This is a genomic window from Bradyrhizobium sp. (assembly GCF_028868675.1).
Taxonomy (GTDB): domain Bacteria; phylum Pseudomonadota; class Alphaproteobacteria; order Rhizobiales; family Xanthobacteraceae; genus Bradyrhizobium.
Window position 1 is genome coordinate 1 of the sequence record NZ_JAGWUA010000041.1, and the last position, 26700, is coordinate 26700.

Genomic DNA, 26700 nt, shown 5'->3' on the forward strand with positions numbered 1-26700 from the left:
GCGGCTGCGCAAGGCGATGTCGTTCCGCTCGCCGGGGTCCGCGTTCCAGATGCAATGCAGCGTGGCGAAGATGGATGACCGCGCCGAAATCTCGCTGGCGGGGCGATAGGTTTTGCGCGGCTATCTGCCTTCTGCGCCGAGCCCGAGAAATCCGCGGATCGCGCCCAGCACTTCGTCCGGCTTGTCGTGCTGCAGCCAGTGTCCGGCGCCCGCGATAGTCTCCACGCGCGCTCGCGGGAAATAATCCGCCAGTCCGGCCGCCTTGGCGCCGGCGAGAAAGCTCTCGCCAGCATTGAGCAGCAGCGTCGGGCAGGCGATGCGCGCCCACAGCGCGACGTGGTCCTCGGGCCATAACCGTTGCGGCGCCATCGCGCGCTGGGCGGGATCGAACTTCCAGCCGAAGGTGCCGTCGGCGTCTCGCCGCGCGCCGTAACTGGCGAGATGCAGCGCCAGCTCGCGCGACAGCCGCTTGTTGTGGGCCATCATCTGCGCCGCGGCGTCCTCGAGGGTGCGATAGCGGCGCGGCGTGCGGTCGTGCAGGGCGTCGAGCTGGCCGACCCATTTCGCGATGCGCTCATGCGCCGGCGCCTTCTGCGCGCCCGGCACCACGGTGATGCCGTCGAGCACGACGAGGGAGGACACCTGGTCCGGGAATGCGCCCGAATAGATCAGGCTGACCATCCCGCCCATGGAATGGCCGATCAGCGTCACCCGGTCCGCCGCGACGTGGCGCACCAGGCGCGTGAGATCGTAGACATATTCGGCCAGCGCGTAGCTGCCGCCTTTGGTCCAGTCGGAATCGCCGTGGCCTCTGAGATCGGGCGCCAGCACATGGAAATGCGGCTGCAGCGATTTTGCGATCGCGTCCCAGCTTCGGCAGTGATCGCGCCCGCCATGCACCAGGATCAGCGGCGGCGCCTCCGCATTGCCCCAGTCGGCGTAGTGCAGCCGCAGGTCCTGCGACTCGTAGAAGCGGCTTTCCGGACCGGACATCGTGGCTGCAATTCCTCTTTCCAAACGGCCGCGACGGCCGGCAGGAAGAACGGAGTAACGCGCGGCCGGCCAATCCACAAGCGAGGGCGCTGCGCGGCATGCGGGCCATGCGCGTGTCGTTTTTGGGTCGCTCTGCCTGCCTCGCGCTTCTAGGATGGCTGTCCGCGTCCTGCCGCAGGATGCACCGAAACCGTCGAGGCCGCCGTCAATGCCCGAAAATACCTTCGAAGCCGATGGCGAGCGGGTGCTTGCCGATCTCAACGCTCTGCGCGCGATCGGCGCCTACAAGACGGGCGTGCACAAGCCGACCTTCTCCGAGCCGCATCTGCGTTCGCTTGCCTGGCTGACGGAGCGACTTGCCGAGGCTGGGCTCACCGGGTCGATCGACGGCATCGGCAACGTGATCGGGACGAGCGCCAGGGCGGGGCCGAAACTGCTGGCGGGCTCGCATCTCGAAAGCCAGAACCATGCGGGCTGGCTCGATGGACCGCTCGGCGTGGTCTATGCGCTGGAAGCGGCGCGCGTCATCAATTCCGATCCGTCCGTGCATGGCGCGGTCGAGGTCGCGGCGTGGTGCGACGAGGAGGGGCACTTCGGCCATTTCCTCGGCAGCCGGTCCTATGTCGGCCTGGTCTCGGAGGCTGAGATCGACGCTGCGCGCGACCGCACCAGCGGCAGGACGATGCGCGAGGCGCTGCGCGAAGCCGGTCTTGCCGGCCGCGCGCGCGTCACCGCCGAGCCCGGGCGCCATGTCGGATATCTGGAGGCCCATATCGAGCAGGGTGAGGCGCTCGAAAGCGGGGGCCTTGCGATCGGCGTCGTCACCTCCATCGTCGGCATCTGGCAATACCGGATCGATTTCACCGGCGAGCAGAATCATGCCGGCACGACGCGCATGGCCATCCGCAAGGATGCGGGACTCGCGCTCGCCCGGTTCTGCGTGGCGATCGACGACCGCTTTCCGCGCGCCTGCGGCCCGCGCACGGTCTGGACCACCGGCCGCATCACGCTCGATCCCGGCGCGCCCAGCATCATTCCGGGCCGTGCGGAGATGCTGTTCCAGATCCGCGACGACGATCCGGCCGTGATCGATCGGCTGGAGACGTTGCTGCGAACGATGGCAGCGGAGGCGAGCGCGGCGGGACCGTGCGGCGTCGCGGTCGAGCGCATCCGCATCGGTCACCCCGCGACAATGGATCCGGCCTTCCAGGATGCGATCGAGGCCGCGGGCAAAAGTCTCGCCGACGGAAGGTCGATCCGCATGCCGAGCGGGGCCGGCCACGACGCCCAGGTGCTCGCGACCATCATGCCGGCCGGGATGCTGTTCGTGCCGTCGATCGGCGGCGTCAGCCATCACTGGACCGAGAACACCGAGGATGCCGACATCGTCAGGGGTGCGCGGGTCTTCGTCGAAGCTTGCCGCCGCCTGCTGCGCGAACGGGACGGGAGGCCGCGCGCGGCGCCTGCGCCTTGATCCCGTGATGTTCGTCGAACGTCTTGATCCAGTGCCTGACGTAGCGCGGATCGTTCGGGCAGAGTTGTTGCAGCACGTGAAGGTTCTGCGCTCTGAAGTCCGCAAGGGTTTTTGCCATGGACGCCGACCTCTTGCCCCACGGGGCAGGCTGCGATGGCCTGCGGGTCCCGTCAACGAGGAACCCACAGACGGCCGAAGAAAAACCCCGCGCAAGGGGGGGTGCGCGGGGTTTTCCTCGCCGGCAAACGGGGCTGCAACTTGCCGGCACCGCCCTCGCCAATTCGTGAGGAAACGGTTGGTTCCTGCGGTGGGCCAGGTTTTACGAGCGCAGGCTCGACCGCTCAGGAATTGTTGGAGGAGGCTTTTATTCTCTCGACGTCCGAAGTTTCCCGGGCGGCTTCCGCCTTGCCGGGGCGGAACGATTTCGTCTCCGCGCGTTGTCCTGCATGGTACGCGAAGGACCAGCGCAGCCGGCGCCGCCACCGAAGGAGCGGCCTTACCCGGCCGAGAAGGCGCGCGGCGGCGAGATCGTCCTGCGGACGCCGGCGCGGAAGATCGTCTTCCTCGCCGGGCTGATCGGCGCGGTGCTGCTCGTGCTGCTGCTGGCGCTCATGCGCTGAGACATCCGCCATTTCGGATCGCAAACGTTATTGCTGCGGCCGAGCTGATGGCAGGTCTCGTTCACCGAGCTGCAGGAGTTTCCTTTCCGGAGATCGGGCAGGTTAGCCATTCGTTAGCAGTCGGCAATCGTGCGTGCGGTGAACGCTTCACGCTTCCTAAACCGCCTTGCCCTATCTCTCCGTCGCATCGAGAGCCGAGAACCTGGTCGTCTATGAGTGAGCTGGACAAGCAAACCGGTCCGCGCGTGGCATTCGAGACTCCGGTCAGTGCCCGCATCATGGCGATCGACGGGACATGGCAGCGGGCCTGCAAGATCCACGACGTTTCCGAGACCGGCGCCAAGCTGGTGATCGACGGCTCGATCAACGATCTCGGCCAGAGGGAATTCTTCCTGGTGCTGTCCTCGACGGGGCTTGCCTATCGCCACTGCGAGCTCGCCTGGGTGAACGGCGAGTTCGTCGGCGTTCAGTTCCTGAACCGCGGACGCGCCGAGAAGCGGGCGCGTCGCGGCGAAACGCTGGTCCACTAGCGGCACGACCTCTGGCGTCGTTTCGCGCAGAGCGCGGCAGACGGCGAGTTGGTGCCGGCTGAGGGGATTGAACCCCCGACCTTCGGTTTACAAAACCGCTGCTCTACCGCTGAGCTAAGCCGGCATCCTGCGGGATATGACGCGGCCCGCAAATAGCAGACTTGTCCGGAAAGAGCCAGAACCTCGCGCGCGCCGCGCAGCACGAAACAGGCGGCCCGGAGGCCGCCTGATCCTGCTTGAGTCACGCCGGCGATTTATTGACAGAGATGCCGTCGGCCATCCTCGCCGCGGAATGTCGTGCCGGGCGTGCAGACGAAGCCGTTGCGCTCGGCGTAGCTGCGGTGATCCCAGGTCGCGACCGGACCGCGATAGCCGTCGTCCCGGGAATTGTCGTAGGCGTAGGCATCGTCCCAGGCGCGGAACGGTGCGGTCGCGATCGCGCCGGCGGTGCCGATGGCCGCAGCCGCCACGTTGCCTGCGACGTCGGTCGGCCGGAAGCCGGTATGCGCCCTGTTCCAGTCGTTGTCCCGATCGCGAGTCGCATGGCGATAGGCCACGCGGTGTCCGCGGTCGCTGCTATCGGCGTAGGGGTTTCCCTGCCCCGGAGTCCGGCAATTCGCGTTCGGGGACGCCGCCGCGCAGCGGCCCGGATTGTCGATGACGGCCTGCGCCATGGCCGGCGTCGCCAGTGCGGATGCGGCGATCGCGGCTGCGCCGAGAAGTCTCGGTGCTCTCATGTCCTGCTCCGTTTGGTTGATGAGTTGTTACCGCCGCCGTTCAGTAGGCGGGGTAGGCGGGACCATAGTCGGTGTCCCAGGCGTAGCTGCGGAACGGCGCCGTGACGATCGCGCCAGCGGTACCGATCGCTGCACCGGCCACGTCGCCCGCGAACTCCGGAGCGAACCCGATCTCGTAGGCGGGATCGTAGGCATACGCCGCCGGATAGCCGGGGCCGCCGTAATTGTAGGCGCGCCGCGAAACGTATCCGTAGTACCGCTCCGGATTTCCGGGCCCGTGATTCCTGCAATTCGCGTTCGGATGCATCTGCAGGCATGCGCCGGGATACTGCACGACCGATTGGTCGGCAAAGGCCGGTGTCGCCAGTGCGGCCATCGCGATTCCCGCGGCGCCCACGATCGCGCTGTGTGGTGGTTTCAAACCTGTCATCGTTCACTCCGTCTCTCACTCGGTCTTGGCTAAGCATGCTTGGCTAAGCATGAGCGCGCGCGGTCGTTCCGGCCATTTCCGGTTTTTCGGGCCCGGCGAGTCAAACGGATGTGAGGAGTGCGCGCGCCGGGGTTCCCGTCTCAACGCGCCGTTAAGGCTTCGACGGGGTTTCCTGCATTCGAGCGCCCCGCAGTGCTTGCGCATTAGGCTTACCGGAATTTTGCCGGCGGCCTTAACCCTCTGTGCTTCGCCTTCGGTTAGGCTGTGGCCTGAATAACCGGGACCCATCCATGCGCGCTTTGGCGCTCGCAGCGATTCTGATCGGACTGCCCGCCGCGGCGCTTGCCGCCGACGGTTTCGAGATCGTCGTGCCCGGCCGTCCCGGCGTGCCCATCATCATCAACGGCATCGATGCGTCCTACGCCGTCGTCGAGGGCGAATGGGGCCTCGCCAAAGGCACCCAGGTGCAGCCCACGATCTATGGCGGGAGCTACGTCCCCGAGCGGCAGCCGCCCGAGGTCGGGCACTATTATCCGACCATGGGGCTGCGGCCCGGTTACGGGCGCCTCGAGGTCGAGCCGCCCACGAACCGCAAACTGCCGCAGCCGGCGCAGAGCTATTACCGCAGCTGGGACGCGCATTCGGCGCCGCTGCCGCCGCAGATGGACGTTCCCGTCAATCCGCCGGCGGTGATCATCGCGCCCGAGATCGGCGGCGGTCGAGGTCACCGTCCGCGGCCCGTGCCTCACGTCGAGGGGCCCGGCAAGGCGCAGCCCTAAGGCGAGCAAGTCGGCAAATCCAGCAAACGGAAATCGAACAGGAGAGAGTGATGCGTCGGATGATTTCGGGAATGTTCGCGGCGGCGGCCGTGATGGCGATGGGAGCGACGCCGGCGATGGCTTGCGGCTTCTCCTCGTGCTCGCCCTGCGGCGCGGCCTATGTCAGCCCCTGCGCGCCGGCGATCGCGCCGACCTTCGGCTGGGGCCATGGCTGCAACACCGGCTGCGGCGGCTGGGGCTATGAGCGTCTCGCCGAGCCGACGACGCAGTACTATTACGTCAACCAGGGCCCGACCTATACCGGTCCCGGCGCCTTCGCGCCGTATCCGACCTATCGCGAAGACGCGGTCGTGACCCATGGCGGCTATGGCGTGCGCCCCTATGGCTACGGCTATCGTCCGTACCGCTACGGCTACGGACCGCGCTACGGCTATCTGCCCCGCGTGCACTACGGCTACGCGCACCGCTATGCGCCGTATCGCTACGGCCCGCGCCCGCTGCGCCGCTATTACTGATCGCCCGATCGGCTGAGCCGATCCCGACGAGCGCCCGTCCGCCACGACCGGACGGGCGTTTTGCGTCTCACGCCTTCATCAATCCGAGCCTGCTGGCGCCGACATAGAGCGCGAGCACCGCGGCGTTGGAGACGTTGAGGCTCTTGATCTCGCCGGGCATGTCGAGCCGCGCCACCACGCTGCAGGTCTCGCGCGTCAATTGCCGCAAGCCCTTGCCCTCGGCGCCGAGCACGAGCGCAAGCGGTTCGCGCAGCGCGACCGCGCTCAAATCCTCGCTGCCCTGGCTGTCGAGCCCGACGGTCTGGAAGCCGCGCTCGTTCAGCGCGGTCAGCGCGCGGGCGAGATTTTGCACCGTGACGATCGGCACCAGTTCGAGCGCGCCGGAGGCGGCCTTCGCCAGCACGCCGGTCGCTTCCGGACTGTGGCGCGCGGTGGTGACGATCGCCTTCACCGCGAAGGCCGCGGCCGAGCGCAGGATGGCGCCGACATTGTGCGGATCGGTGATCTGGTCGAGCACCAGCACCAGGCCCTCCGGCGTCAGCGTCTCGATGTCGGGCGAGGGCAGGGGATCGGCCTCGGCCAGCAGGCCCTGGTGCACGGCGTCCGGCGAGAGCAGCCGGTCGATCTCCTGGGGACGGACGATCTCCGGCGCGATGCGGGTTGGAATGCTCTCCTCGGCGAGCCGGCGCGCGGCGTTCTCGGTCAGGATCAGTTTGCGGATCCGCCGCTTCGGATTGGCGAGCGCCATGGTCACGGTGTGCCAGCCATAGAGGATCGCCGGACCGTCGGAGTGCGAATCGCGCTCGCGCCAGGCCGGCCGTCCGGCCGATTTTCCGGGCCTGCTGAAGGGTTTAGCCCCGCCACTGCGGGATCTTGGCCTGAATTTGCGCTCGGTCATGGGCTCGCTTCTGTCACGGGTTCCGGAATATGGCAATTTGCACCCCGGAAAGGGGCGATTTTACCTGACTGGCTCGGTTGACTTTGCCCCGCCGGTTCGCCCATAAACGCGCCGGCCGCGCGCCCTCGGGCTGTCGCGGCCTTCACGTCTCCATGGCCGTTTCGGTCCGCCGGCAAGGTCCGGCCCGATTGTGCTGCCGTCGAGCGGGGGAGTGTCCCGAGTGGCAAAGGGAGCTGACTGTAAATCAGCCGCCTCATGGCTTCGCAGGTTCGAGTCCTGCCTCCCCCACCAGCCTTCGCTCGCTTCGCGAGCTACGGCCAGGCAGGCCTGTCGAAATCGTCGTTGACGCAAAGCGAGCGAAGGCGGGCGCGCCGCGTTGGCGCTCGACCCGCCTGATGGGATAGCGTGGCCGACGTCCGTCCTCCGCACGTCAGGCAGCAAGGAGCGCCCATGCGCATCATGATCCTCAACGGCCCCAACCTCAACCTGCTGGGCGTGCGCGAGCCGCACATCTACGGGTCGACGACGCTCGATGCGATCAAGGCGAGCTGCGAGGCGTTCGCTGCCTTCGCCGGCGCGCAGCTGTCCTTCCACCAGTCGAACCACGAGGGCGTGCTGGTCGATCTCATCCAGTCGGCGCGCACCGAGGCCGACGCGCTCATCATCAATCCGGCCGGCTATTCCTTTACCTCGATCGCGATGTTCGATGCCCTGAAGATCTTCGACGGTCCGATCTTCGAGGTTCACATCTCCAACATCCATGCCCGCGACGAACTGCACCGGCACTCCAAGCTGTCGGCCGCGGTCAAGGCGGTGATCGCGGGCCTCGGCCCCTATGGCTACATCGTCGCGATGCAGGCCGCGCTGCAGGGGGCGGGGAAGCTGCCGCCGGCGCTGCCGGCGCCGATGCGCGTGGGGCCGAAGTAAGCGAGAGAGGAGATCGGTCATGCCGCTGCTCGGCAAAGCCGCCGTCGCGATGTGGTGGAACATTCGCGCCGAGATGCGATCCGAATTCGGCGACTGGCATTCGCACGAGCATTTTCCGGAGCGGCTCGGCATCCCCGGCTTCCGCCGTGGCTCCCGGTGGTCGAGCACGCTGGACGCCACCGGCTTCTTCGTCCTCTATGAACTGGATGATTACGCGACCCTGACCTCTGCGGCCTATCTGGCGCGGCTGAACGACCCGACGCCCTGGTCGCGGAAGATGATGCCGCATCACCTGGACATGGTGCGCAGCCAGTGCCGTGTCGTCGCGGGTTTTGGCGGAGGCGTCGCCGGCGCGATCGCCACCATCAGGCTTTCGCCGCGGGCCGGCACGGAGGAGCCGTTCGGCACGACGCTGGTCGAGACGCTCGAAAAGTGTTCCGGACAGGCCGGATTGACCGGCGCGCATCTTCTGCGCACGGACACGCCGAAGACGGCCGCACCAACCACCGAGCAGCAAATCCGCCGAGGCGACGCGGCGGCCGACTGGATCATCCTGGTCTCGGGCTACGAGCCCGAGGCGGTGGCGGAGGCGCTCGCCGCCTCGCTGTCGCCTGCCGCGCTGCATGCGATGGGCGCCCGGGAGTCGCTCACGGTGGGCCGGTACCAGCTCTCGCTGGCGATGACGGCGCAGGACGTCGGCGCGTCCGCGTGAACCGCGGAGCCTACTTGCCGTGCTCCTCGCGTTCGTGGATCACGTTGGCGCGTCCGACCAGGAGGTCGTCGACGAGGCCGATGCGCTTGGTGTCCTTGCCGGCATAGGGCATCGCGTACAGCACGTAGCGCATCGCGTTCAGCCGCGCGCGCTTCTTGTCGTCGGACTTGATGACGATCCAGGGGCAGTCCGCGGTGTCGGTGTGGAAGAACATGGCTTCCTTGGCCCGCGTGTAGTCGCTCCACTTGTCGAGCGAGGCGAGGTCGACCGGCGACAGCTTCCACTGCTTGAGCGGATGGCCTTCGCGCTCCTTGAAGCGCCGCCGCTGCTCTTCGCGGCTGACCGAGAACCAGAACTTGATGAGGTGGATGCCGCTGCGCGCGAGGTTGCGTTCGAATTCCGGCACCTGGCGCAGGAATTCCTCATACTCGCCATTCGAGCAGAACTTCATGACGCGCTCGACGCCGGCGCGGTTGTACCAGCTCCGGTCGAACAGCACGATCTCGCCGGCGGTCGGCAGATGCTGCACGTAGCGCTGGAAGTACCATTGGCCGCGCTCGACGTCGCTCGGCTTCTCCAGCGCCACGACGCGGGCGCCGCGCGGATTGAGATGCTCCATGAAGCGCTTGATCGTGCCGCCCTTGCCGGCGGCGTCGCGGCCCTCGAACAGCAGCACCAGCCGCTGGCGCGATTCCTTCATCCAGTTCTGCAGCTTCAACAGCTCGGTCTGCAGGACGAATTTCTGCTCCTCGTAGTCGCGGCGAAACATCCGGTGCTTGTAGGGATAGCCGCCGAAGCGCCAGCCGTCGGCCAGTTCGTCGCTGGTGTGGCGCTTCTCGCGCTTGGCTTCCTTGCCGACGAGCAGCGCCTGCAGCCGCTTGGCATCGTCGGGCGCGGCTCCCGTCAGCATCGCCTGCACCGGCTCGCTGTCGGGCGGCAGTGCCGGCGGTCCCTTCAGCACGCTGTCGAACGCCGCCATCTCGGTCTCCAGCGCCCCGAGCGCGGACTGCTCGACCAGCGACCGCTCGACCGCGTTGAGCTTGATGCTGCGTGCGCGCGCTGCCGCCGTCCTGGCTCGCTTGCCGGGCGCGGCTTTTCGGGGCCGGATCTGCTTGGACTTCCTCGGAAGAGATGCCATTCGCCTGCGCTTTGCCTGGAGGTTCACGGAAGTATGTTTCTAGCCGGGAAGGCCGGCTCGGCGGATTGACGTGGATCAAAAGGCGGCCGCGGCCCTGCGAACTCGGGCGGGGATATCCCTAACCTTTGGTGTGTGCCGCGCCTATCGCCACATCCCGCGCATCCGCGCGCCGACGTCGATCTTCGGCCCCTGCGCCGCCGCTCGCGCCGCGTCGGTGGCGAAGCGCGGCCAGGTGGTTCGTTCGAACAGCGGCACCAGGCTCTCGGGAATGAAGCGCGTGCGCGAGGCGTAGACGTGACGGTCGCCGGCCTGCGCCTGGCCGTGGGTGAAGAAGCGCTGCGGCACGACCAGGTGGAGATCGTCCCTGGCGCGGGTCATCGCGACGTAGAGCAGGCGGCGCTCCTCCTCCAGCTCCGCGCTGGTGCCGGCGCCGAGATCGGACGGCATGCAGCCGTCGACCACGTTGAGCACGAACACTGACTTCCACTCCTGACCCTTGGCGGAATGGATGGTGGAGAGGATCAGGTAGTCCTCGTCGCGCAGCGGAACGCCGGCCTGGTCGGAAGTCGCATCCGGCGGATCGAGCGTGAGCTCGGTCAGGAATTTTTCGCGCGAGAGATAGCCGCTCGCGATCTGCTCGAGCTGCACGAGATCGGCGCGGCGCGTCTCGGCGTCCTCGTGGATGCGCTCGAGATGCGGCTCGTACCACAGCCGCGCGCGCTCGAGATCGGCCGGCCATTCGGCGTAGCGCAGGTTCTCGATCGTCTGGACGAAGGCGCGCCAGTCGGCGCCGGCGCGCGGCGGGGCGGGGAGGCGGCAAAGTGCTGCGAGCGGATCGGCGCTCTCCGCCATGTGGCCGAGCATGCGCTGCGCAGTCGCGGGCCCGACGCCCGGCAGCAGGTGCAGGATGCGAAAACCGGCGACACGGTCGCGCGGGTTCTCGACGAAGCGCAGCAGCGCCAGCGTGTCCTTGACGTGGGCGGCGTCGAGGAATTTCAGCCCGCCGAACTTCACGAAGGGGATGTTGCGGCGGGTCAGCTCGATTTCCAGCGGACCGCTGTGGGAGGAGGTGCGGAACAGCACCGCCTGGTGCTTCAGCAGCGAACCCTGCTCGCGGTTCGCCAGCACCTCCTCGACGATGTAGCGCGCCTGGTCGGCCTCGTCGCGCACCGCGACGAGCTGCGGCTTCCGCGAGGAGATGCGGTCGGTCCAGAGGTTCTTCGTGAAGCGCTCGCGCGCCAGCCCGATGACGCCATTCGCGGCCGACAGCACCGGTTGCGTCGAGCGGTAGTTGCGGTCGAGCGTGACGACGTCGGCGCGCGGCGAGAAGGCCTGCGGGAATTCCAGGATGTTGCGCACGGTCGCGGCGCGAAAGGAATAGATCGACTGCGCGTCGTCGCCGACCACGGTCAGCCCACGCCCGTCCGGCTTGAGCGCCAGCAGGATCGAGGATTGCAGGCGGTTAGTGTCCTGATATTCGTCGACCAGCACGTGGTCGAAGCGGCTGCCGATCTCCCCGGAGATGGCGGCATCCTCCATCATGCCGGACCAGTACAGCAGGAGGTCGTCGTAGTCGAGCACGTGCTGCGCCTGCTTGGCCTCGACATAGGCGGCAAACAGCGTCTTCAGCTCAGCGGCCCAGCCCGCGCACCACGGATAGTGCTGGCCAAGCACCTTCTCGATCTCCATCTCCGCGTTGACGCAGCGCGAATAGATCGACAGGCAGGTGCCCTTGGCGGGAAAGCGGCCCTCGGTCTTCGACAGGCCGCATTCGTGCCGCACCAGATTCATCAGGTCCGCGGAATCCTCGCGGTCGTGGATGGTGAAGGCGGGATCGACGCCGATCCGCTCGGCGTATTCGCGCAACAGCCGCGCGCCGATGCCGTGGAAGGTGCCGGCCCAGCCCAGCGCCTCGCGCATGATGGCCGCGTTCTCGCCCAGCACCTTTCGCGCGATGCGCTCGACGCGGCTTCCCATCTCGGCGGCCGCACGGCGCGAAAAGGTCATGAGCAGGATGCGGCGCGGATCGGCGCCGGCCACGATCAGATGCGCGACCCGGTGGGCAAGCGTGTTGGTCTTGCCGGAGCCAGCGCCGGCGATCACCAGCAGCGGACCGCCGATGGTGCCGCCGTCGCCGACGCCATGCTCGACCGCGCGGCGCTGCTCGGCATTGAGCCCGTCCAGATATGTCGCAGCCGCCACGAATCGCCCCGGTGAAAGCCCGAGATTCGGCGATCCAGGCGCGATCCGCAATGTGGCTGGACGGCAGCCGCTTTAGGACTTAGGGGAGGAGGTTCACCGAGCCAGCCGCGGCGTCCCGACATGACCGATTCCGAGATCAAGTCCGAGCCGACTGCCGACCAGTTCGAGATGCGCCGGCTGGAATCGCTCAGCAACACCATCTTCGGCGTCGCCATGACGCTGCTCGCCTACGACCTGCCCAAGGCCGGCGTGTTCAAGTCGTTGCCGGACTGGAGCGATCTCGCCCATGTCTATGCCGGCAAGCTCTTGGGGTTCGCGCTGAGCTTCATCATCGCCGGGGTGTTCTGGATCAGCCATCACCGCCGGCTCGCCCGCCAGCCGGTCGGCAGCCGTGGCGTGGTGATGCTGAACCTGTTCTTCCTGCTGTCGATCGTCCTGCTGCCGGTGACCAACGGGCTCTATGGCAATTACAGCATGAGCAATGCGGTGGCGACGCTCTATGGCCTGCACCTGACCGTCATCGCCGGCCTCAATGCCTGGCTGTGGTGGACGGTGCTCGGAGGCTGGCGCCGCGAGATGATCGCCTCGCTGTTCCCGGTGCTGGTGTTCCTGCCCGGCATGGTTGTGGCGGCCGTCGCGCCGGCCTACGCGCCCTATTTGTGGTTCATCGCCTTCGGCGCGCTGGCGATCCGCCGCTTGACCAGCCGAAAGCCGACGCAACCGACTTAGCCGCTCAGCCGATCATCCACCGTCCGATGTCGCGCCAAACCCGTCGGAGGGGAGGAAAAGCTTGATCGGGCGGATTTCATAGACCGCGGACCTGTTGACCTTGCGCAGCGCGCGGGCCGCCTCGACCGCCTCGTCCTCATGCGCGAAGTCCATGATGTAGAAGCCGAGCAACTGCTCCTTGGTCTCGGCGAAGGGGCCGTCGAGTACCGTGCCGGCGCCGGGCCCGCGCAAGGTGCGCGCCGTTGCGGTTTCGTCGAGCCGGGCGCAGGGGCCGAAATGTCCCTTCTGCCTCAGCGGCGAGTGGACGCCGCGCAGCGCGGCCATCAGGGCCTCGTCCTCCTCCGGCGTCATGGACAGGACCTCGCCTTCCACGTGATAGGCCAGGATGGCGTAGAGCATCGTCACCTCGTCTGGTTGCATGTCGACCGGTCGAAGGACGTCCCGCCGGCGCCGCCGCCGACAATTCGCGGACGAGAAAATATGGCCTCACCGGCAGGGCGACGAAACGGTCTCGAGGCCAAGGAAAAGGCGCGGCGGACCAAAGCCCGCCGCGCCCGTTGTTGTCTCGCTGGTCCAGGGCTGAGAGCGCCCCGATGCCAAGCCGCTACGTCAGAAGCTCAGCGGGCGATCCCAGCGAGGTGACAGCGCTTGAGACAAGACACTGGATCACCTCCTTTCGTTGGTTAGGGGAGCCTTCAATATAGAGCGCGATTCCGCCGGTGTTAAGGCCGCGGACGCCGTCCGCCGGGGAACTGCGGGCCTTTCCAAGGGGATAACGGCCCGTGAGGGCGGTTGAGGCCGCCCGCCGGCCGTGTTAGGTGATCCCGAGACGCGGGTGTAGCTCAATGGTAGAGCAGCAGCCTTCCAAGCTGAATACGAGGGTTCGATTCCCTTCACCCGCTCCATTTTCCGAACTGTCCCGTCTGCTCCGGCACTCCCTTACTGCTGCTTCTCCCAGAACGACAATAGCCCCTGCGAGGTGGCGCCGCCGATCACGCAGGGGACGCCGATGGCGACCTGCCCGAGCGCTGCGGCCGAGACGCAGCCGAGCGCCAGCGCGCCGACCCCGACCTGTCCCCAGAGGCTGAGATTGCGGCGGGAGTCCGAACCCTTGGTCTTCAGCTCCTCGACGGCTGCGACCGCGTCGCGGCGGAGCGCGCTGAGCTGGACGGTGTCGGCGGCCTGGATCACCTCGGTCAGCGGCGTCTTCACCGGCTCGGGCCGCCGCGCCAGTTCGCCGCGCAAGAATTCGCGCAGGGCGTTGTCGCGCACGGCATAGCTTGCGAGCGTGTAGCGCGCCATGCTGCCCACCGTCAGCTTGTCGATGGTATCGCGGCTCCTCGACCACGGCAGCATTTCCACGATCCGCATGATCGGAACGTGCGAGCCCGTGGCGAAATAGTAGCCCCAGAGCGTATCCAGCAGATCCTGGTTCGACGCGAAGGTCAGCCTGGTGTCGAGCTTCTTGTCCTCCTTCGCGAAGGGATTGCGGGTGAAGGTGGCGCGCATCCGGTCGAGCATGCCGGGCTTGGTTTCCTCGAGCGGAATCTCGGCGAGCGTCGGCAGCGAGCCGTTGAGGTAGCCGTCGATCATGACCCGCCGCTCCCGCATTTTTGGCGCGATCCGGCGCAGGAGGTTGCGCCAGTCCGGCAGTCCGGAATAGGCCACGGCGCGCACGATCACCCACTCGTCTTCCGCAGGGACCGGGAAGAAGCTGTTGACGAGCTGCTCGGCCTTCGGCGGGTTCGATGCGATCGTGCCGGCGATGAAGCCGAGATAGATGCCGGCGTTTTCGGGCTCCTTGAACATCTGCGAATGAAACAGCACGCGAACGGCGGCCGGCACGTGCGCATAGTCCGGCTTGACGCGGTAGTTGTAGATCCACTGCTGCACCACGCCGAGCGAGGTCTGCGGATCGATCTGCGGCGCAACGGCGGCGCGGGCCGGACCGGTCAGAGCCAGCAAGGTGAGGATGAGGGCTGCATAGCGCATGTGATGCTCCGTCGCGCCCGCAACCGCGTGCGTCGCGAGCGTTCTCCACCCGTTGGCTAAGCGCGATTTGAAGCGGCGATGCGACGAATTTTTGAACGGCCGGCCGCGGCCGCGTCGAAATTGTGGCGGTGTTCGTCGCCTTGACCCGCAACAGACCTTGCCTCCGACATTCTTTTGCCCGGCGCGCGAAATTCGATTGCGCCGGCAAGACATCAGGCAGGGTTAACGTGACGAGCAGATCGACGGGACGAGACGGGCGGCGCGGCGCATCTGCGCTGGCGCTTCTGATCGCGCTGTCGGCGTCGCGGGCGCTGGCCGCCGATCCCGCGGCCGGGATCACGGTCGAAGGCAACCGGCGCGTCGAGGCCGCGACGGTGCGCTCCTATTTCCATGCTGGCCCGGACGGCCGCTATGACGCCGCCGCGCTCGACGCCGCGCTGAAGGGGCTGACCGGCACGGGACTGTTCGACGAGGTGAAAATCGACCGCGCCGGCGACGGCATCGTCGTGCATCTCGCCGAGGCCAGGCTGCTCGGCCGGGTCGCCTTCGAGGGCAACACCAGCGTCAAGGACAAGGACCTCGCCGCGGTCGTCCAGTCGAAGCCGCGCGGTCCGCTGCAGCGCGCGACCGTGCAGGCCGACGTCGGCCGCATCGTGGAGGCGTACCGGCACGCCGGCCGCGACGAGGTCAAGGTGGTGCCGGAGACGATCGCGCGCGGAAACGACGACGTCGTCGATCTCGTCTTCACCATCACTGAAGGCGCAAAGACGACCGTGCGGCAGGTCGATTTCACCGGCAATCATGCGTTCAGCCGGCGACAGCTCGCGGCCGTCATCAACACCTCCGCGACCAATTTGCTGAGCTTCTTCACCCACGCCGACATCTACGATCCCGACCGGGTCGCGCAGGACCGCGAGCAGCTGCGGCGCTACTACCGCAACCACGGCTATGCCGATGCCGCCGTGACCGACGCGCGCGCCGAATACGATCCGGCCGGCAAGGCCTTTGCGGTGACCTTCGTCATCGACGAGGGCGAGCCCTATCGGTTCGGCAATGTCGCTCTGGAGTCGCGTGTGCCGGGTGTGGATGCCGAACGGCTACGCGCCCGGATTCCGGCGCGCTCGGGCGCCCCGTTCGACGGCGGCCTTCTCGACAAGGGCTCCGAGGCCCTGGCGCTCGAGATGGCAAAGCTCGGCTTTCCCTTCGCGCACCCCACGCTCCGCATCGGCCGCAACGCGCAGGCGCACGTCATCGACGTGACCTTCGTGATCGAGGAGGGTGCGCGCAGCTACGTCGAGCGCATCGAGATTCACGGCAACACGCGGACGCGCGACTACGTGATCCGCCGCGAATTCGATCTCGCCGAGGGCGACGCCTACAACCAGACGCTGGTCGATCGCGCCGAGCGGCGGTTGAAGGGCCTGAACTATTTTAGGAGCGTCAAGGTGACGAGCCGGCCGGGCTCGGCGAGCGACCGCGTCGTGCTCGACGTCGAGGCCGTCGACCAGCCGACCGGCGATTTCTTCGTGTCCGGCGGCTACTCCACGACCGACGGATGGCTCGGCGAGGTCAAGCTCGGCGATCGCAATCTTCTCGGCACCGGGGTGGCGGCGCAGGCGACCGTCAGTTACGGCCAGTATGCGCGCGGCATCGATCTGTCAGTGTCGGAACCGGATATTTTCGAGAGCCGCGCCACGGCCGGCGCCGAGCTGTTCGGCCGGCAGACCTTTGCCAGCAGCTACCAGTCCTATGGGTCCGATACCTACGGCGCCAACCTCTCGCTGGCGACGCCGATGACGGAACAGACCAGCGTGCAGTGGCGTTACTCGCTCTCCAACCAGACCGTCACGCTGGCGCCTGCCGCATCCGGCGCCACCGTGTCGCTGCCGATCCAGCAGGCGGCTGCGGCGGGGCCCGCCTGGGTCTCGGGCGTCGGCAGCACGACCACCTATAGCACGCTCGACAACACCAAGAGCCCGACCGGTGGCATCAACGCGCAACTCCGGCAGGACCTCGCAGGCCTCGGCGGCGACGTCCGCTTCCTCCGCACCACCGAAGACGTACGCTACTATCAGTCGCTCGGCGGCGATCTCGTCGGCATGGTGCGCGCGCAGGGCGGTTACATCACCGGCTGGGGCGGCCAGGAGGCGCCGCTGCTCAACAGCTTCTTCGGCGGGCCTTCGATGGTGCGCGGCTTCGCCCCCAACGGTTTTGGCCCGCGCGATCTGACGAGCGGCAGCACCATGGACAATGTCGGTGGCAGCCTCTACTGGGCCACGACTGCCGAGCTGCAGAGCGGCATTCCCGGGGTGCCCGACGAATATGGCCTGAAGGGCTCCGCCTTCGTCGATGCCGGAAGCGTGTTCCGCTACACCGGGCCGACCAGCTTTGGCGGGCAGACCGTCAACGTGGCCAACGGCAATGTGCTGCGTTCGTCGGTCGGCGTCGGCCTCACCTGGGCTTCGCCCTTCGGCGCGCTCGCCATCAACTATGCCGTGCCCGTCACCAAGGCGGCCTATGACGTGACGCAGCGCTTCAATTTCACGGCCTCGCCGTTCTGATTTGCGGCGCTGGCCGCTACGCGCGCTGTGGCCCGCGCTCCGGTGGTTGCAAGACAAAACCCTCGCAAACGATCTCGCCGCCGATCAGCCTGATTTCGAGCGTGTCGTATTGCGGCATGGTCTCGCCGGGTTTTGGCGGCAGCAGCGCGACGCTGCCCTGAATGCGCAACACCGATTGGCCAGTGGTCCACATCCGGACGCCGGTCTCGCGCCAGCGCCGGCGAATGAGCGCCTCCCGGTCTTCCTCCGCCGGCCTCGTCAGCGCGGACGCGACGGCTTCGACCTCGGGGATGAGGCTCGCCACGACCGCCGGTTCGGCCACAAACGCGTCGATGATCACGGGTGGGGACGCGGCCTCGCTGGGGAGCTGCGGCTCGAGCTGCACGGTCACGGGCGCGACGTCAGCGATCTCGATGGCGTCAGCCGCATTGTTGGCCGCATCGGTTTCGAACGTGTCGGCAATAACCGGTTCGAGTTGTGGTCCGTCGTGCGGCGACGTCGCCGCCGGCGCGGGTGTTGCATCGCTTGCTTCGACGACGTCCTTCGTAACGTCGCCAGCGTCGGCCACGAATGCGCTGATGACGGTCGGTTCGGGATTCGTTCCACGGCCGAGCAGTGCTCTGAGCCTTGCGAGTGCGGACTGCACCGCCGGTATCTGGCGCAGCGCGGTCACCAGTCGCGAGAGAACCGGCACCTGCTTGGAGGCGGAAACGTACTCGGCGTGAGACATCAGTGATTCCCGGACGTGGAAGAGTTGCCCGGCAGGCGCAGCGCTGTCAAACCGTGGTTGGTTCCGTGCGAATGCGGGGGCCGTTGCCTGCGGTCCGGCACCGCTTCGGCGCGCGATCACGATAGAATTGGTGTGACTGGGACGACGGCGACCCGAATCTCGCCAGGCGCTCTGGTTCTCAGACGTGCATGGCTCATGCAGCTTTCGCGATATCGGTCTTCGCGAAATCGTCGCCGACATAGAGCAGGGCGCAGTCGTGTTGTTTCGCGACATCGTACGCAAAGCAGTCGCCCAGATTGAGGCCTGCCGGGTGAATACCTTTGCCCCAGAGCGCATAGGCTTGCGCGATGCGTGGGGCGGAGGCCTGCGTCACCGAGACGACGTTGAGGCCGAGGCCATCGATCAGCCTGTTCATCTCGTCGCCGACATCACGTCTGGCCGCGACGATCAGGCTCTCCGCCACAGTGCCGGCGGAAATCAGGATTTCGTCGGCGGCTTCGAGCGCATCGATGCAGGTACCGGCTTGCGGCTCACCGAGCACAATCGCCATCAGCGCCGACGTGTCTACGGCGATCATCGGGGCAGGCCGTCATCGCCGTAGAGAAAGTCCTGGCTGCGTGCCGCGCTTGGTCCGCGCGCGGCCTTTGCCGCACCGCTGTTGCGCACGGCCTCCAGCAAGGCGCGCCGCGTCGCACGGTCCGGCGCAATCCTGACGGGGACGAGACGCACCGCGGCGTGGCCGTGTCGCGTCAGGATGACCTCGTCGCCGGCTTCCGCGCGGCGAACGAGTTCGGTCAATTGTCCCTTCGCGTCGGTGACAGAAATCCGCATTATGGGCACCTTTTCAAGGTGTTGATCATAGACCATTCAATGGTCCATATCAATGACTCTCTGAACCGGCTTACCGCACCGGAATTGCCTTGATTGCGAAAAGAAGGTCACAAGCGGGGCTCTTGATATTCGAATGAAGCGACCGCTGGCATAGTGTCCTGCTTGCACGATTCCGAGGTCCCATGTCCCCACCCGTCATCGATCCCATCACCCGCTCCGTGGTCCAGCACCGGCTGAGCTCGATCGTCACGGAGATGGGGGAGGCGATGCTGCGCACCTCCTATTCGCAGATCCTCAATTCCAGCCGCGATTTCTCGCTCGCGCTGTGCGACGTCAATGCGCGGCTGATCGCGCAGGCCGATCATATTCCGGTCCATGTCGGCGCGCTGCCCTGGGCGACGCGCGCCGTGGAAGACCGCTTCAAGGACGTCGTGCCCGGCGACGTCATCCTGATGAACGATCCCTACCACGGCGGCAGCCATCTGCCCGACGTTACCGTGTTCGTGCCGATCTTCGCCGGCGAGCGGCGGCTGTTCTGGAGCATCGTGCGCGCGCATCAGAGCGACATCGGCGGCGCCACTCACGGCGCCTACAATCCCGATGCGACCGAGATCTGGCAGGAAGGTATCCGCATCCCGCCGATCAGGCTCTACGAGGCCGGCCGCCTGCGCGACGACATCTTGGACATGCTGGCGCTCAACGTCCGCAACGCCCATGATTTTCGCGGCGATCTCGCCGCCATGATCGGGGCTGCGCATCTCGGCGAGCGGCGGATGGCCAAGCTGTTCGCCGAGCTCACCGCGCCGGTGGTGGAGGCCGCGGTCGAGGCGGTGCTCGATGCGGCCGAGAGCCAGGCCCGCGCCGTGGTCGCGACCTGGAAGGACGGCACCTTCTACGGCGAGGCCTTCCTCGACGACGACGGCCGCGACCGCAGGGATATCCGCATCAGTGCCAGGGTGACCAAGCGCGGCAGCGACATCGAGGTCGATCTCTCCGACTCCGATCCGCAAGCGGACAGCTTCGTCAACTCCTCGCACGCCAACATGCACGCCGCCGTGGTGATGGCGTTCGCCTATCTGATCGATCCCGACACGCCGAAGAATTCCGGTGCGCTCCGGCCGCTGAAGGTGGTGGCGAAGCAGGGCACCATCGTCTGGGCCGATCCCGGCCGCCCCGTGACTTTGTGCACCAGTCATCCCTCGAATGAAATCGTCGAGGCGGTGATCAAGGCGCTCTCCGGCTCGTGCCCCGATCGCGTGATGGCCGGCTGGGGCCGCCGGTTCCGCATCGCGGTGAAGGGCGAGGATCCCCGTACCGGGCGCAGCTTCATCTGGCATCTCTTTCATGCGCGGCCCGGCGGCGGCGCATCGGCCGGCGGCGACGGCTGGTCGTCGATCGGCGAGTGGCACACGGTCGGCGGATTGAAGTTCGGTAGCATCGAGGTCGCGGAAGCGCGCTTTCCCCTGCATTTCAGCCGCCACGAGTTTCTGGAAAATTCCGGCGGCGAGGGCCAGTTTCGCGGCGGTCTCGGCTGCGCGCTCGATCTCGTGTTCGAGACGAAGACGCCCACACTCGGCAACACTGCGGGCGAGGGTGTCAGGCACGGTTCCGCCGGCATGCTCGGCGGCGAGGATTCGCCGCCGCATCGCTACCGTCTGCTGTCGCAGGGCAAGCCGCCGCGCGAATTGCGCACCAAGGAGACCGGCATCGAGATTTTGCCGGGCGATTGCCTGGAGGTGCGCTCTGCCGGCGGCGGCGGTTACGGCCCGCCGGAGAAGCGTGCTGCGGCAGCGCGCGAGCGCGACCTCCGGCAGGGGCTCGTCACCGACGACGTAGTGAAGGGACCGGCGCGTTGAGCAAGTTGATCATCGGCGTCGACGTCGGCGGCACCTTTACCGATCTCGTCGCCATCGACGCGTCCGGTCACACGACCTTTGCGAAGGCGCCCTCCACCCCGCAGGACCAGTCGATCGGCGTGATGGCGGGGCTCGACGAGCTGGCGCGCCGGCTCGGCCTGTCGCGCGCGGCGATGCTGGCAGTGACCCAGCGCCTCGTGCACGGTACGACGGTTGCGACCAATGCGCTGCTCGAGCGCAAGGGTGCAAAGGTCGCACTGCTCACCACCGAAGGCCATCGCGACGTGCTGGAGATGCGCGAAGGCCTGAAGCCCAACCGCTACGATCTGCGCTCGCCGCCGCCGGAGCCGCTGGTGCCGCGCGAACTGCGTTTCGGGGTGCGCGAGCGGATGAGGCCGAACGGCGAAGTGTCGACGCCGCTCGACGAGCGGTCGCTTGGGCAAGCCATCGCGGCGATCCGCGCCGCCGGCGTCACCTCGGTCGCGATCTGCTTTTTGCATTCCTACCGCAACCCCGCGCACGAGATCGCGGCGGCCGAGCGCGTCGCGCGCGAACTCCCTGACGTCAGCGTATCGCGCTCCAGCGACGTGCTGCCGCAGATCAAGGAATATGAGCGCGTTTCGACCACGGTCGTGAACGCCTATGTCGGCCCGATCGTGCGCCGCTATCTGATGCGGCTGGAGAGCCGGCTACGCGAGGCGGGGCTTGCCGGCTCGCTCTTCATCATTCTCTCCCATGGCGGCATGGCGCCGGTCGAGGAAGCCGCACGGCTCGCGGCGGCAACCGTGCTGTCGGGGCCGGCCGGCGGCATGGCCGGCTGCCGGCGCTGCGCCGAGATGCTCGGTCTCCCCGATCTCGTCGCCTTCGACATGGGCGGCACCTCGACCGACATTTCGCTCATTACCGATGGCGCGATGTCGCTGTCGGCCGACGGCAGTCTCGCCGGCCAGCGCATCGCGTTGCGCTCGCTCGACATCGCGAGCATTGCGGCGGGCGGCGGCTCGATCGCCGCGGTCGACGCCGGCGGCATCTTCCGCGTCGGTCCGGAAAGCGCCGGTGCGGTGCCGGGGCCGGCCTGTTATGGCCAGGGCGGCGACGCGCCGGCGGTGACCGATGCCAATGTCGTTCTCGGCTATCTCGACGCAAAGGCCTTCATGGGCAGCAAGCGACCGCTTGATCGGGCCGCGGCTGAAGCGGCGGTCGACCGGGTCGCGGCGACGCTTGGCATCGACCGCACGCAGGCGGCGACCGGCATCTTCCGTCTCGTCAACATGAAGATGGCCGACGGCATCCGCCTGATGACACTCCGGCGCGGCGTCGACCCCCGGCGTTTTGCACTGTTGAGTTTTGGCGGCGCGGCGGGCCTGCATGCCGTCGAGATTGCACGCGAGCTCGACATCGCGCGCGTGATCGTGCCGACCACGGCCTCGGTGCTGTCGGCCTGGGGCATGCTGACCTCGGATTTGCGCTACGAGGCGAGCCGCACCCATTTCGAGACCGGCGCGCGCAGTACCGCGGCCGAAGTGCGCGAAATCTTCTCCGATCTGGAAACGCGCACCGTGGAGCGGCTGAAGGGCTGGTTCGACGGCCCGATCGCGACCGAGCGCTCCGCCGAGATGCGCTATGGCGAGCAGATTTTCGAGATCGACGTGCCCTTGAGCGACGTCGATCTCGACTCGGAGAAACTGATCGCCGAGATCGAGGACCGCTTCCACCGGCGGCACGAGGAGCTCTACACCTACGCCTCGCGCGACCAGGAGGTCGTGTTCGTCAACGCCCGCGTCGCCGCCGTCGGCAAGGTATCGGCAGGGACGGTCAAGGAGAAGCTGGCAGGCTCGGGCGCGCCAAGCGTGCCACGCGCGACGCGGCAGGCATGGCTCGGCAAATGGCGGGAGGTTCCGGTCCATGCGCTCGACGATCTGCAGCCGGACGAAGCGTTACAGGGACCGGCGATCATCGAGGCCGAGACCACCACCGTGGTCATCGGCGCCGGCGACAGTCTGATCGTCAACGGTCTCGGCTGGCTCGACATCCGCGTGGCGCGGAAGGCTTGAGCCAGGCCAGCGCGCGAATTGTGCACCTGCACAATGAGTGATCGGATGCGGCCAATAATTTGAGCTCTGATGCATCCCCCGGCGTGCACGGATCGCGCGCTTTGACGTTGAGTTTGTTTCGCTTTTGGCGGCGTCGCGGTTGGCACGGTTCTTGAAAAGAACATCCCGCCGATCGTCGCTGGCGACGATTGTCTGCCCGCGGTTGGGCCTTCCCGAAATCTCGCGAACCAACAGCCGATCGGTGGGCGCGAACAGCGTCGCCGCGCGGTGTCGCCGGAAATTTGAAAGGCAGATTCATGCTCGACAAGGTGAGCAAGCAGAAGCTGGTGGTGATCGGCAACGGCATGGCGGGAATCCGCACCGTGGAGGCGCTCCTGGAGCGCGCGCCCCATCTCTACGACATCACGGTGTTCGGCTCCGAGCCCTACGGCAACTACAACCGCATCCTGCTGTCGCCCGTGCTCGCCGGCGAGAAGACGGTCAGCGACATCATTCTCAACAGCGTCGAGTGGTACGAAGAGAACAACATCACGCTGCGCAAGGGCGAGACGGTCGCGATGATCGACCGCCGCACCTGCGAGGTCGTCACCGAGAGCGGCGAGCGCTGCCCCTACGATCGCCTGCTGATCGCGACCGGCTCGAACCCGATCATGCTGCCGATCCCCGGCGCCAACCTCAAGGGCGTGATCGGCTTCCGCGACATCCACGACGTCGAGCGCATGGTCGAGGCGTCGACCCATTATCACGATGCCGTCGTGATCGGCGGCGGCCTGCTCGGGCTCGAGGCGGCCAACGGCCTGATGAAGCGCGGCATGAAGGTGACCGTGGTCCATCTCCTGGAGTCCCTGATGGAGCGCCAGCTCGACACCGTCGCCGGCGGCATGCTGCGCAAGTCGCTGGAAGAGCGCGGCATGGTGTTCAAGATGCCGGCGCAGACGCAAGGCATCCTCGGCGACAAGCACGTCACCGGCGTGCGCTTTGCCGACGGCACCGAAGTCGCCGCCGACCTCGTGGTGATGGCGGTCGGTATCCGCCCCAATGTCGAACTGGCCAGGAAGGCCGGTCTCTATTGCGAGCGCGGCATCGTCGTCTCCGACACCATGCAGACCTATGACGGGCGCATCTACGCGGTCGGCGAATGCGTGCAGCACCGCCGCCAGACCTACGGCCTTGTCGCGCCGCTGTTCGACCAGGCCAAGGTCTGCGCCAACCACCTCGCCTTGAAGGGCTTTGCCACCTATGACGGCTCGGTCACCTCGACCAAGCTGAAGGTCACCGGTATCGACCTGTTCTCCGCCGGCGACTTCGCGCCGGGCCCGGACAAGGAGGAGGTGGTGCTGCAGGACGCCAACCGCGGCGTCTACAAGCGCATCGTCCTGCGCGACAAGAAGATCGTCGGCGCCGTGCTCTACGGCGACACCGTCGACGGTCCCTGGTACTTCCAGCACATGCGCGACGGCACCGACGTCTCGCACATGCGCGAGCGGCTGGTGTTCGGTGCGGCCAATCTGGGCGACGGCGGCCACAGCGGCCAGAACTCGGTCGCCGCGATGAGCGACGAGGCCGAGATATGCGGCTGCAACGGCGTCTGCAAGGGCGCGATCAAGAAGGCCATCATCGAGAAGAAGCTGTTTACGCTCGACGACGTGCGGGCCCACACCAAGGCGTCGTCGTCCTGCGGCTCCTGCACCGGCCTCGTCGAGCAGGTGCTGGCCTTCACCCTGGGCGGCGACTATTCGGCCGCGCCAAAGGTCAAGCCGGTCTGCGCCTGCACCGATCACAGCCATGACGACGTCCGCCGCGTCATCGTCGAGCAGAACCTCAAGACCATCCCCGAGGTGATGCGGTTCATGGACTGGAAGACGCCGAACGGCTGCCATTCCTGCCGGCCCGCGCTGAACTACTATCTGCTCGCGACCTGGCCCGGCGACTATCGCGACGACCAGCAGTCGCGCTTCATCAACGAGCGCGTCCACGCCAACATCCAGAAGGACGGCACCTATTCGGTGGTGCCGCGGATGTGGGGCGGCGTCACCACGCCCGACGAGCTGCGGGCGATCGCCGACGTCGCCGACAAGTTCAAGATCCCGACCGTCAAGGTCACCGGCGGCCAGCGCATCGATCTGCTCGGCGTCAGGAAGGAGGACCTGCCCGCGGTGTGGTCCGATCTCAACGACGCGGGCCTCGTGTCAGGCCACGCCTATGCCAAGGGGCTGCGCACAGTGAAGACCTGCGTCGGCTCGGAGTGGTGCCGGTTCGGCACCCAGGACTCCACCGCGCTCGGCATCAGGATCGAGAAATTCATGTGGGGTTCCTGGACGCCGGCGAAGGTGAAGCTCGCGGTCTCCGGCTGCCCGCGCAACTGCGCGGAGGCGACCTGCAAGGACGTCGGCGTGGTCTGCGTCGATTCCGGCTACGAGATCCACTTCGCCGGCGCCGCCGGCCTGCACATCAAGGGCACCGAGTTCCTGACCAAGGTCGCGACCGACGACGAGGCGCTCGAGGTCATCGTCGCCCTGACCCAGCTCTATCGCGAGCAGGGCTGGTACCTGGAGCGCATGTACAAATGGTGCGACCGGGTCGGCCTCGAGGCGATCCGCAAGCAGGTGGTCGACGACGTCGTCAACCGCAAGGCGCTGTTCGAGCGCTTCGCCCATTCGCAGCAATTCGCGCAACAGGATCCCTGGGCGGCGCGCGCCCGGCGCGGCGTCGATCGCGCCGAGTTCAAACCCATGGCCGAACTGGAGCTCGCATGACCCACTGGATTCGGATCGGCCGGCTGGACGAAATTCCGCGCCTCGGCTCGCGCGTCGTGCGCACCCCGCACGGCAACATCGCGGTGTTCCGCACCGGGATCGACGAGGTGTTCGCGCTCGACGACCGCTGCCCGCACAAGGGCGGGCCGCTGTCGCAAGGCATCGTGCACAACCGCCGCGTGACCTGTCCGCTGCATAATTTCGTCATCGAGCTTGCGAGCGGCCAGGCGGTTGCGCCCGACGAGGGCTGCACGCGCTCGCATCCCGCCAAGGTCGAGAACGGCGCGGTCTGGCTGTCGATCAGGCAGCCGGCCGCGGTCGGCTGACTGGGGCGGCCCGCGTTCTTTCCGTCCAGCGGAATCGCGAATTGCGGCGGTCCGGGCCATTCCCCCATCGCGTCTGCAGGCCGGCGGATGGCCGCATGCCGCCAATGCAGGGCTCGCCGCCCGGAAATGGTGTATCGGCAGGGAGCGGTCCGGCGCGGTCCGGCCGCCAACACCAGTTCCCGGAGGAAAGCTTCATGTCGGCCCTGCCGCTCTCAGGCATCAAGATCCTTGACCTCACGCGCGTGCTTGCCGGGCCTCTGTCGGCCCAGATGCTCGGAGACCTCGGCGCGGAGGTGATCAAGATCGAGCGGCCCGGAACCGGCGACGACGCACGCGCCTTCGGCCCGCCCTACCTGGCCGATCCCGCGGGCAAGGAGAACAACAACAACTCGTTCTATCTCTGCGCCAACCGCAACAAGAAGTCCGTCACCGTCAACATCGCCAAGCCCGAGGGCCAGGCGATCGTCCGCGAACTGGCCAAGGACGTCGACGTCTTCATGGAGAACTACAAGGTCGGCGACCTCAAGCGCTACGGCCTCGACTACGAGACGATCAAGGCGATCAACCCCGGCATCATCTATTGCTCGGTGACCGGCTTCGGCCAGACCGGGCCCTACGCCCCGCGCGCCGGCTACGATGCGATCCTGCAGGCGATGGGCGGCCTGATGAGCGTCACCGGCCATATCGACGGCGAGCCGGGCGAGGGGCCGATGAAGGTCGGCCCGTCGATCGTCGACTACATGACCGGCATGAACACCTCGATCGGAATTCTCTCGGCGCTCTATCATCGCGACGTCCATGGCGGGCAAGGGCAGCATATCGACGTCTGCCTGTTCGATACCGTCATCGCGTCGTTGTCGCACTGGCTGCAGATCTACCTCGTCAACGGCAAGATGCCGCCGCGCCGCGG

At 67.1% G+C, this 26700-nt stretch carries 25 protein-coding genes and 3 tRNA genes; 16 read left to right on the plus strand and 12 right to left on the minus strand.

Annotation, left to right across the window (positions count from 1 at the left end; translation table 11 throughout):
- Positions 1 to 120: 120 nt before the first annotated feature.
- Complete coding sequence (locus KGM94_RS08115) at positions 121 to 993, minus strand: alpha/beta hydrolase (protein ID WP_300256689.1); 873 nt, start codon at positions 991 to 993, stop codon at positions 121 to 123.
- A 208-nt stretch (positions 994 to 1201) separates the two neighbouring features.
- Between KGM94_RS08115 and KGM94_RS08120 the strand changes: the two genes are divergently transcribed.
- The 3 genes from KGM94_RS08120 to KGM94_RS08130 all read left to right on the plus strand — a co-directional run bounded on the left by KGM94_RS08120 (position 1202) and on the right by KGM94_RS08130 (position 3617).
- Entirely contained in the window at positions 1202 to 2467 is a 1266-nt protein-coding gene (locus tag KGM94_RS08120) for a Zn-dependent hydrolase (protein ID WP_300256691.1), read from the plus strand.
- 446 nt (positions 2468 to 2913) lie between these two features.
- Positions 2914 to 3087: a hypothetical protein gene (locus KGM94_RS08125; RefSeq protein ID WP_300256693.1), complete on the plus strand. Its 174-nt coding sequence runs from the start codon at positions 2914 to 2916 to the stop codon at positions 3085 to 3087.
- Positions 3088 to 3299: 212 nt separating this feature from the next.
- Entirely contained in the window at positions 3300 to 3617 is a 318-nt protein-coding gene (locus tag KGM94_RS08130) for a PilZ domain-containing protein (RefSeq protein WP_300256695.1), read from the plus strand.
- Between the two features lie 49 nt (positions 3618 to 3666).
- Here KGM94_RS08130 and KGM94_RS08135 read toward each other — a convergent pair.
- From KGM94_RS08135 to KGM94_RS08145, 3 genes are all read right to left on the minus strand, one after another.
- Positions 3667 to 3741: transfer RNA gene (locus KGM94_RS08135), tRNA-Thr, on the minus strand.
- Positions 3742 to 3871: 130 nt separating this feature from the next.
- Positions 3872 to 4354 carry a hypothetical protein gene (locus tag KGM94_RS08140; RefSeq protein WP_300256697.1) on the minus strand — a complete coding sequence of 161 codons (483 nt, stop codon included), beginning with the start codon at positions 4352 to 4354 and terminating at the stop codon, positions 3872 to 3874.
- A 40-nt stretch (positions 4355 to 4394) separates the two neighbouring features.
- A complete protein-coding gene (locus KGM94_RS08145) occupies positions 4395 to 4784 on the minus strand; it encodes a hypothetical protein (RefSeq protein ID WP_300256698.1) in 390 nt (129 codons plus the stop codon).
- A gap of 290 nt (positions 4785 to 5074) precedes the next feature.
- On the opposite strand from KGM94_RS08145, the gene KGM94_RS08150 reads away from it, so the two are divergent.
- Both KGM94_RS08150 and KGM94_RS08155 read left to right on the plus strand, forming a co-directional pair.
- Complete coding sequence (locus tag KGM94_RS08150; RefSeq protein ID WP_300256699.1) at positions 5075 to 5563, plus strand: hypothetical protein; 489 nt, start codon at positions 5075 to 5077, stop codon at positions 5561 to 5563.
- A gap of 50 nt (positions 5564 to 5613) precedes the next feature.
- Positions 5614 to 6078: a hypothetical protein gene (locus tag KGM94_RS08155; RefSeq protein ID WP_300256700.1), complete on the plus strand. Its 465-nt coding sequence runs from the start codon at positions 5614 to 5616 to the stop codon at positions 6076 to 6078.
- A gap of 67 nt (positions 6079 to 6145) precedes the next feature.
- On the opposite strand, the gene rlmB is transcribed toward KGM94_RS08155, so the two are convergent.
- Complete coding sequence (gene rlmB, locus KGM94_RS08160) at positions 6146 to 6976, minus strand: 23S rRNA (guanosine(2251)-2'-O)-methyltransferase RlmB (RefSeq protein WP_300256702.1); 831 nt, start codon at positions 6974 to 6976, stop codon at positions 6146 to 6148.
- A gap of 205 nt (positions 6977 to 7181) precedes the next feature.
- Here rlmB and KGM94_RS08165 point away from each other — a divergent pair.
- From KGM94_RS08165 to KGM94_RS08175, 3 genes are all read left to right on the plus strand, one after another.
- Positions 7182 to 7267: transfer RNA gene (locus tag KGM94_RS08165), tRNA-Tyr, on the plus strand.
- 159 nt (positions 7268 to 7426) lie between these two features.
- Positions 7427 to 7903 (plus strand): type II 3-dehydroquinate dehydratase, encoded by a 477-nt coding sequence (locus KGM94_RS08170; protein ID WP_300256704.1) that lies wholly within the window; start codon positions 7427 to 7429, stop codon positions 7901 to 7903.
- Positions 7904 to 7922: 19 nt separating this feature from the next.
- Positions 7923 to 8615, plus strand: a complete 693-nt coding sequence (locus tag KGM94_RS08175; RefSeq protein WP_300256705.1) for a hypothetical protein — start codon at positions 7923 to 7925, stop codon at positions 8613 to 8615.
- A 10-nt stretch (positions 8616 to 8625) separates the two neighbouring features.
- Here KGM94_RS08175 and ppk2 read toward each other — a convergent pair whose 3' ends face one another.
- Together ppk2 and KGM94_RS08185 are read right to left on the minus strand one after the other, a co-directional pair.
- Positions 8626 to 9753, minus strand: a complete 1128-nt coding sequence (gene ppk2 / locus KGM94_RS08180) for a polyphosphate kinase 2 (protein ID WP_300256707.1) — start codon at positions 9751 to 9753, stop codon at positions 8626 to 8628.
- Between the two features lie 141 nt (positions 9754 to 9894).
- On the minus strand, positions 9895 to 11955 hold the full coding sequence (locus KGM94_RS08185) for an ATP-dependent helicase (protein ID WP_300256709.1): 2061 nt from the start codon (positions 11953 to 11955) through the stop codon (positions 9895 to 9897).
- A 120-nt stretch (positions 11956 to 12075) separates the two neighbouring features.
- Between KGM94_RS08185 and KGM94_RS08190 the strand changes: the two genes are divergently transcribed.
- On the plus strand, positions 12076 to 12684 hold the full coding sequence (locus KGM94_RS08190) for a TMEM175 family protein (RefSeq protein ID WP_300256711.1): 609 nt from the start codon (positions 12076 to 12078) through the stop codon (positions 12682 to 12684).
- A 12-nt stretch (positions 12685 to 12696) separates the two neighbouring features.
- On the opposite strand, the gene KGM94_RS08195 is transcribed toward KGM94_RS08190, so the two are convergent.
- On the minus strand, positions 12697 to 13083 hold the full coding sequence (locus KGM94_RS08195; protein WP_300256714.1) for a YciI family protein: 387 nt from the start codon (positions 13081 to 13083) through the stop codon (positions 12697 to 12699).
- A 432-nt stretch (positions 13084 to 13515) separates the two neighbouring features.
- Here KGM94_RS08195 and KGM94_RS08200 point away from each other — a divergent pair.
- A tRNA-Gly gene (locus tag KGM94_RS08200) sits at positions 13516 to 13589 on the plus strand.
- A 34-nt stretch (positions 13590 to 13623) separates the two neighbouring features.
- Here KGM94_RS08200 and KGM94_RS08205 read toward each other — a convergent pair.
- On the minus strand, positions 13624 to 14676 hold the full coding sequence (locus KGM94_RS08205) for a hypothetical protein (RefSeq protein ID WP_300256716.1): 1053 nt from the start codon (positions 14674 to 14676) through the stop codon (positions 13624 to 13626).
- Positions 14677 to 14903: 227 nt separating this feature from the next.
- Between KGM94_RS08205 and bamA the strand changes: the two genes are divergently transcribed.
- Positions 14904 to 17237 (plus strand): outer membrane protein assembly factor BamA, encoded by a 2334-nt coding sequence (gene bamA / locus KGM94_RS08210; protein WP_300256718.1) that lies wholly within the window; start codon positions 14904 to 14906, stop codon positions 17235 to 17237.
- Positions 17238 to 17253: 16 nt separating this feature from the next.
- Here bamA and KGM94_RS08215 read toward each other — a convergent pair whose 3' ends face one another.
- The 3 genes from KGM94_RS08215 to KGM94_RS08225 all read right to left on the minus strand — a co-directional run bounded on the left by KGM94_RS08215 (position 17254) and on the right by KGM94_RS08225 (position 18798).
- Positions 17254 to 17967, minus strand: coding sequence for a hypothetical protein (locus KGM94_RS08215; RefSeq protein WP_300256720.1), 714 nt, complete (start codon positions 17965 to 17967; stop codon positions 17254 to 17256).
- A 193-nt stretch (positions 17968 to 18160) separates the two neighbouring features.
- Entirely contained in the window at positions 18161 to 18544 is a 384-nt protein-coding gene (locus tag KGM94_RS08220; RefSeq protein ID WP_300256722.1) for a type II toxin-antitoxin system VapC family toxin, read from the minus strand.
- On the minus strand, positions 18541 to 18798 hold the full coding sequence (locus KGM94_RS08225; RefSeq protein WP_300256724.1) for a type II toxin-antitoxin system prevent-host-death family antitoxin: 258 nt from the start codon (positions 18796 to 18798) through the stop codon (positions 18541 to 18543). The genes KGM94_RS08220 and KGM94_RS08225 overlap by 4 nt, the downstream gene beginning before the upstream one ends.
- A gap of 182 nt (positions 18799 to 18980) precedes the next feature.
- Here KGM94_RS08225 and KGM94_RS08230 point away from each other — a divergent pair, with 182 nt between their 5' ends.
- The 5 genes from KGM94_RS08230 to KGM94_RS08250 all read left to right on the plus strand — a co-directional run.
- Complete coding sequence (locus KGM94_RS08230) at positions 18981 to 20654, plus strand: hydantoinase B/oxoprolinase family protein (RefSeq protein WP_300256727.1); 1674 nt, start codon at positions 18981 to 18983, stop codon at positions 20652 to 20654.
- Positions 20651 to 22708, plus strand: coding sequence for a hydantoinase/oxoprolinase family protein (locus KGM94_RS08235; RefSeq protein ID WP_300256729.1), 2058 nt, complete (start codon positions 20651 to 20653; stop codon positions 22706 to 22708). Before KGM94_RS08230 ends, KGM94_RS08235 begins: the two co-directional genes overlap by 4 nt.
- A gap of 296 nt (positions 22709 to 23004) precedes the next feature.
- A complete protein-coding gene (gene nirB, locus KGM94_RS08240; RefSeq protein WP_300256731.1) occupies positions 23005 to 25464 on the plus strand; it encodes a nitrite reductase large subunit NirB in 2460 nt (819 codons plus the stop codon).
- Positions 25461 to 25790 (plus strand): nitrite reductase small subunit NirD, encoded by a 330-nt coding sequence (gene nirD / locus KGM94_RS08245; protein WP_300256733.1) that lies wholly within the window; start codon positions 25461 to 25463, stop codon positions 25788 to 25790. Before nirB ends, nirD begins: the two co-directional genes overlap by 4 nt.
- Positions 25791 to 25984: 194 nt before the next feature.
- Positions 25985 to 26700, plus strand: a 716-nt coding sequence (locus tag KGM94_RS08250) for a CoA transferase (protein WP_300256735.1), incomplete at its 3' end; no start/stop codon positions are given.

What these genes read in the sequence shown, in the direction of transcription:
- rlmB (WP_300256702.1), bottom strand. Translation starts at nt 6,976, where the DNA reads ATGACCGAGCGCAAATTCAGGCCAAGATCCCGCAGTGGCGGGGCTAAA.
- KGM94_RS08195 (WP_300256714.1), bottom strand. Translation starts at nt 13,083, where the DNA reads ATGCTCTACGCCATCCTGGCCTATCACGTGGAAGGCGAGGTCCTGTCC.
- KGM94_RS08220 (WP_300256722.1), bottom strand. Translation starts at nt 18,544, where the DNA reads ATGATCGCCGTAGACACGTCGGCGCTGATGGCGATTGTGCTCGGTGAG.
- KGM94_RS08190 (WP_300256711.1), top strand. Translation starts at nt 12,076, where the DNA reads ATGACCGATTCCGAGATCAAGTCCGAGCCGACTGCCGACCAGTTCGAG.
- KGM94_RS08230 (WP_300256727.1), top strand. Translation starts at nt 18,981, where the DNA reads ATGTCCCCACCCGTCATCGATCCCATCACCCGCTCCGTGGTCCAGCAC.
- ppk2 (WP_300256707.1), bottom strand. Translation starts at nt 9,753, where the DNA reads ATGGCATCTCTTCCGAGGAAGTCCAAGCAGATCCGGCCCCGAAAAGCC.
- nirB (WP_300256731.1), top strand. Translation starts at nt 23,005, where the DNA reads ATGCTCGACAAGGTGAGCAAGCAGAAGCTGGTGGTGATCGGCAACGGC.
- KGM94_RS08130 (WP_300256695.1), top strand. Translation starts at nt 3,300, where the DNA reads ATGAGTGAGCTGGACAAGCAAACCGGTCCGCGCGTGGCATTCGAGACT.
- KGM94_RS08155 (WP_300256700.1), top strand. Translation starts at nt 5,614, where the DNA reads ATGCGTCGGATGATTTCGGGAATGTTCGCGGCGGCGGCCGTGATGGCG.
- KGM94_RS08115 (WP_300256689.1), bottom strand. Translation starts at nt 993, where the DNA reads ATGTCCGGTCCGGAAAGCCGCTTCTACGAGTCGCAGGACCTGCGGCTG.
- KGM94_RS08170 (WP_300256704.1), top strand. Translation starts at nt 7,427, where the DNA reads ATGCGCATCATGATCCTCAACGGCCCCAACCTCAACCTGCTGGGCGTG.
- KGM94_RS08145 (WP_300256698.1), bottom strand. Translation starts at nt 4,784, where the DNA reads ATGACAGGTTTGAAACCACCACACAGCGCGATCGTGGGCGCCGCGGGA.
- KGM94_RS08150 (WP_300256699.1), top strand. Translation starts at nt 5,075, where the DNA reads ATGCGCGCTTTGGCGCTCGCAGCGATTCTGATCGGACTGCCCGCCGCG.
- KGM94_RS08140 (WP_300256697.1), bottom strand. Translation starts at nt 4,354, where the DNA reads ATGAGAGCACCGAGACTTCTCGGCGCAGCCGCGATCGCCGCATCCGCA.
- KGM94_RS08225 (WP_300256724.1), bottom strand. Translation starts at nt 18,798, where the DNA reads ATGCGGATTTCTGTCACCGACGCGAAGGGACAATTGACCGAACTCGTT.
- KGM94_RS08125 (WP_300256693.1), top strand. Translation starts at nt 2,914, where the DNA reads ATGGTACGCGAAGGACCAGCGCAGCCGGCGCCGCCACCGAAGGAGCGG.
- KGM94_RS08175 (WP_300256705.1), top strand. Translation starts at nt 7,923, where the DNA reads ATGCCGCTGCTCGGCAAAGCCGCCGTCGCGATGTGGTGGAACATTCGC.
- KGM94_RS08205 (WP_300256716.1), bottom strand. Translation starts at nt 14,676, where the DNA reads ATGCGCTATGCAGCCCTCATCCTCACCTTGCTGGCTCTGACCGGTCCG.
- KGM94_RS08120 (WP_300256691.1), top strand. Translation starts at nt 1,202, where the DNA reads ATGCCCGAAAATACCTTCGAAGCCGATGGCGAGCGGGTGCTTGCCGAT.
- KGM94_RS08215 (WP_300256720.1), bottom strand. Translation starts at nt 17,967, where the DNA reads ATGTCTCACGCCGAGTACGTTTCCGCCTCCAAGCAGGTGCCGGTTCTC.
- nirD (WP_300256733.1), top strand. Translation starts at nt 25,461, where the DNA reads ATGACCCACTGGATTCGGATCGGCCGGCTGGACGAAATTCCGCGCCTC.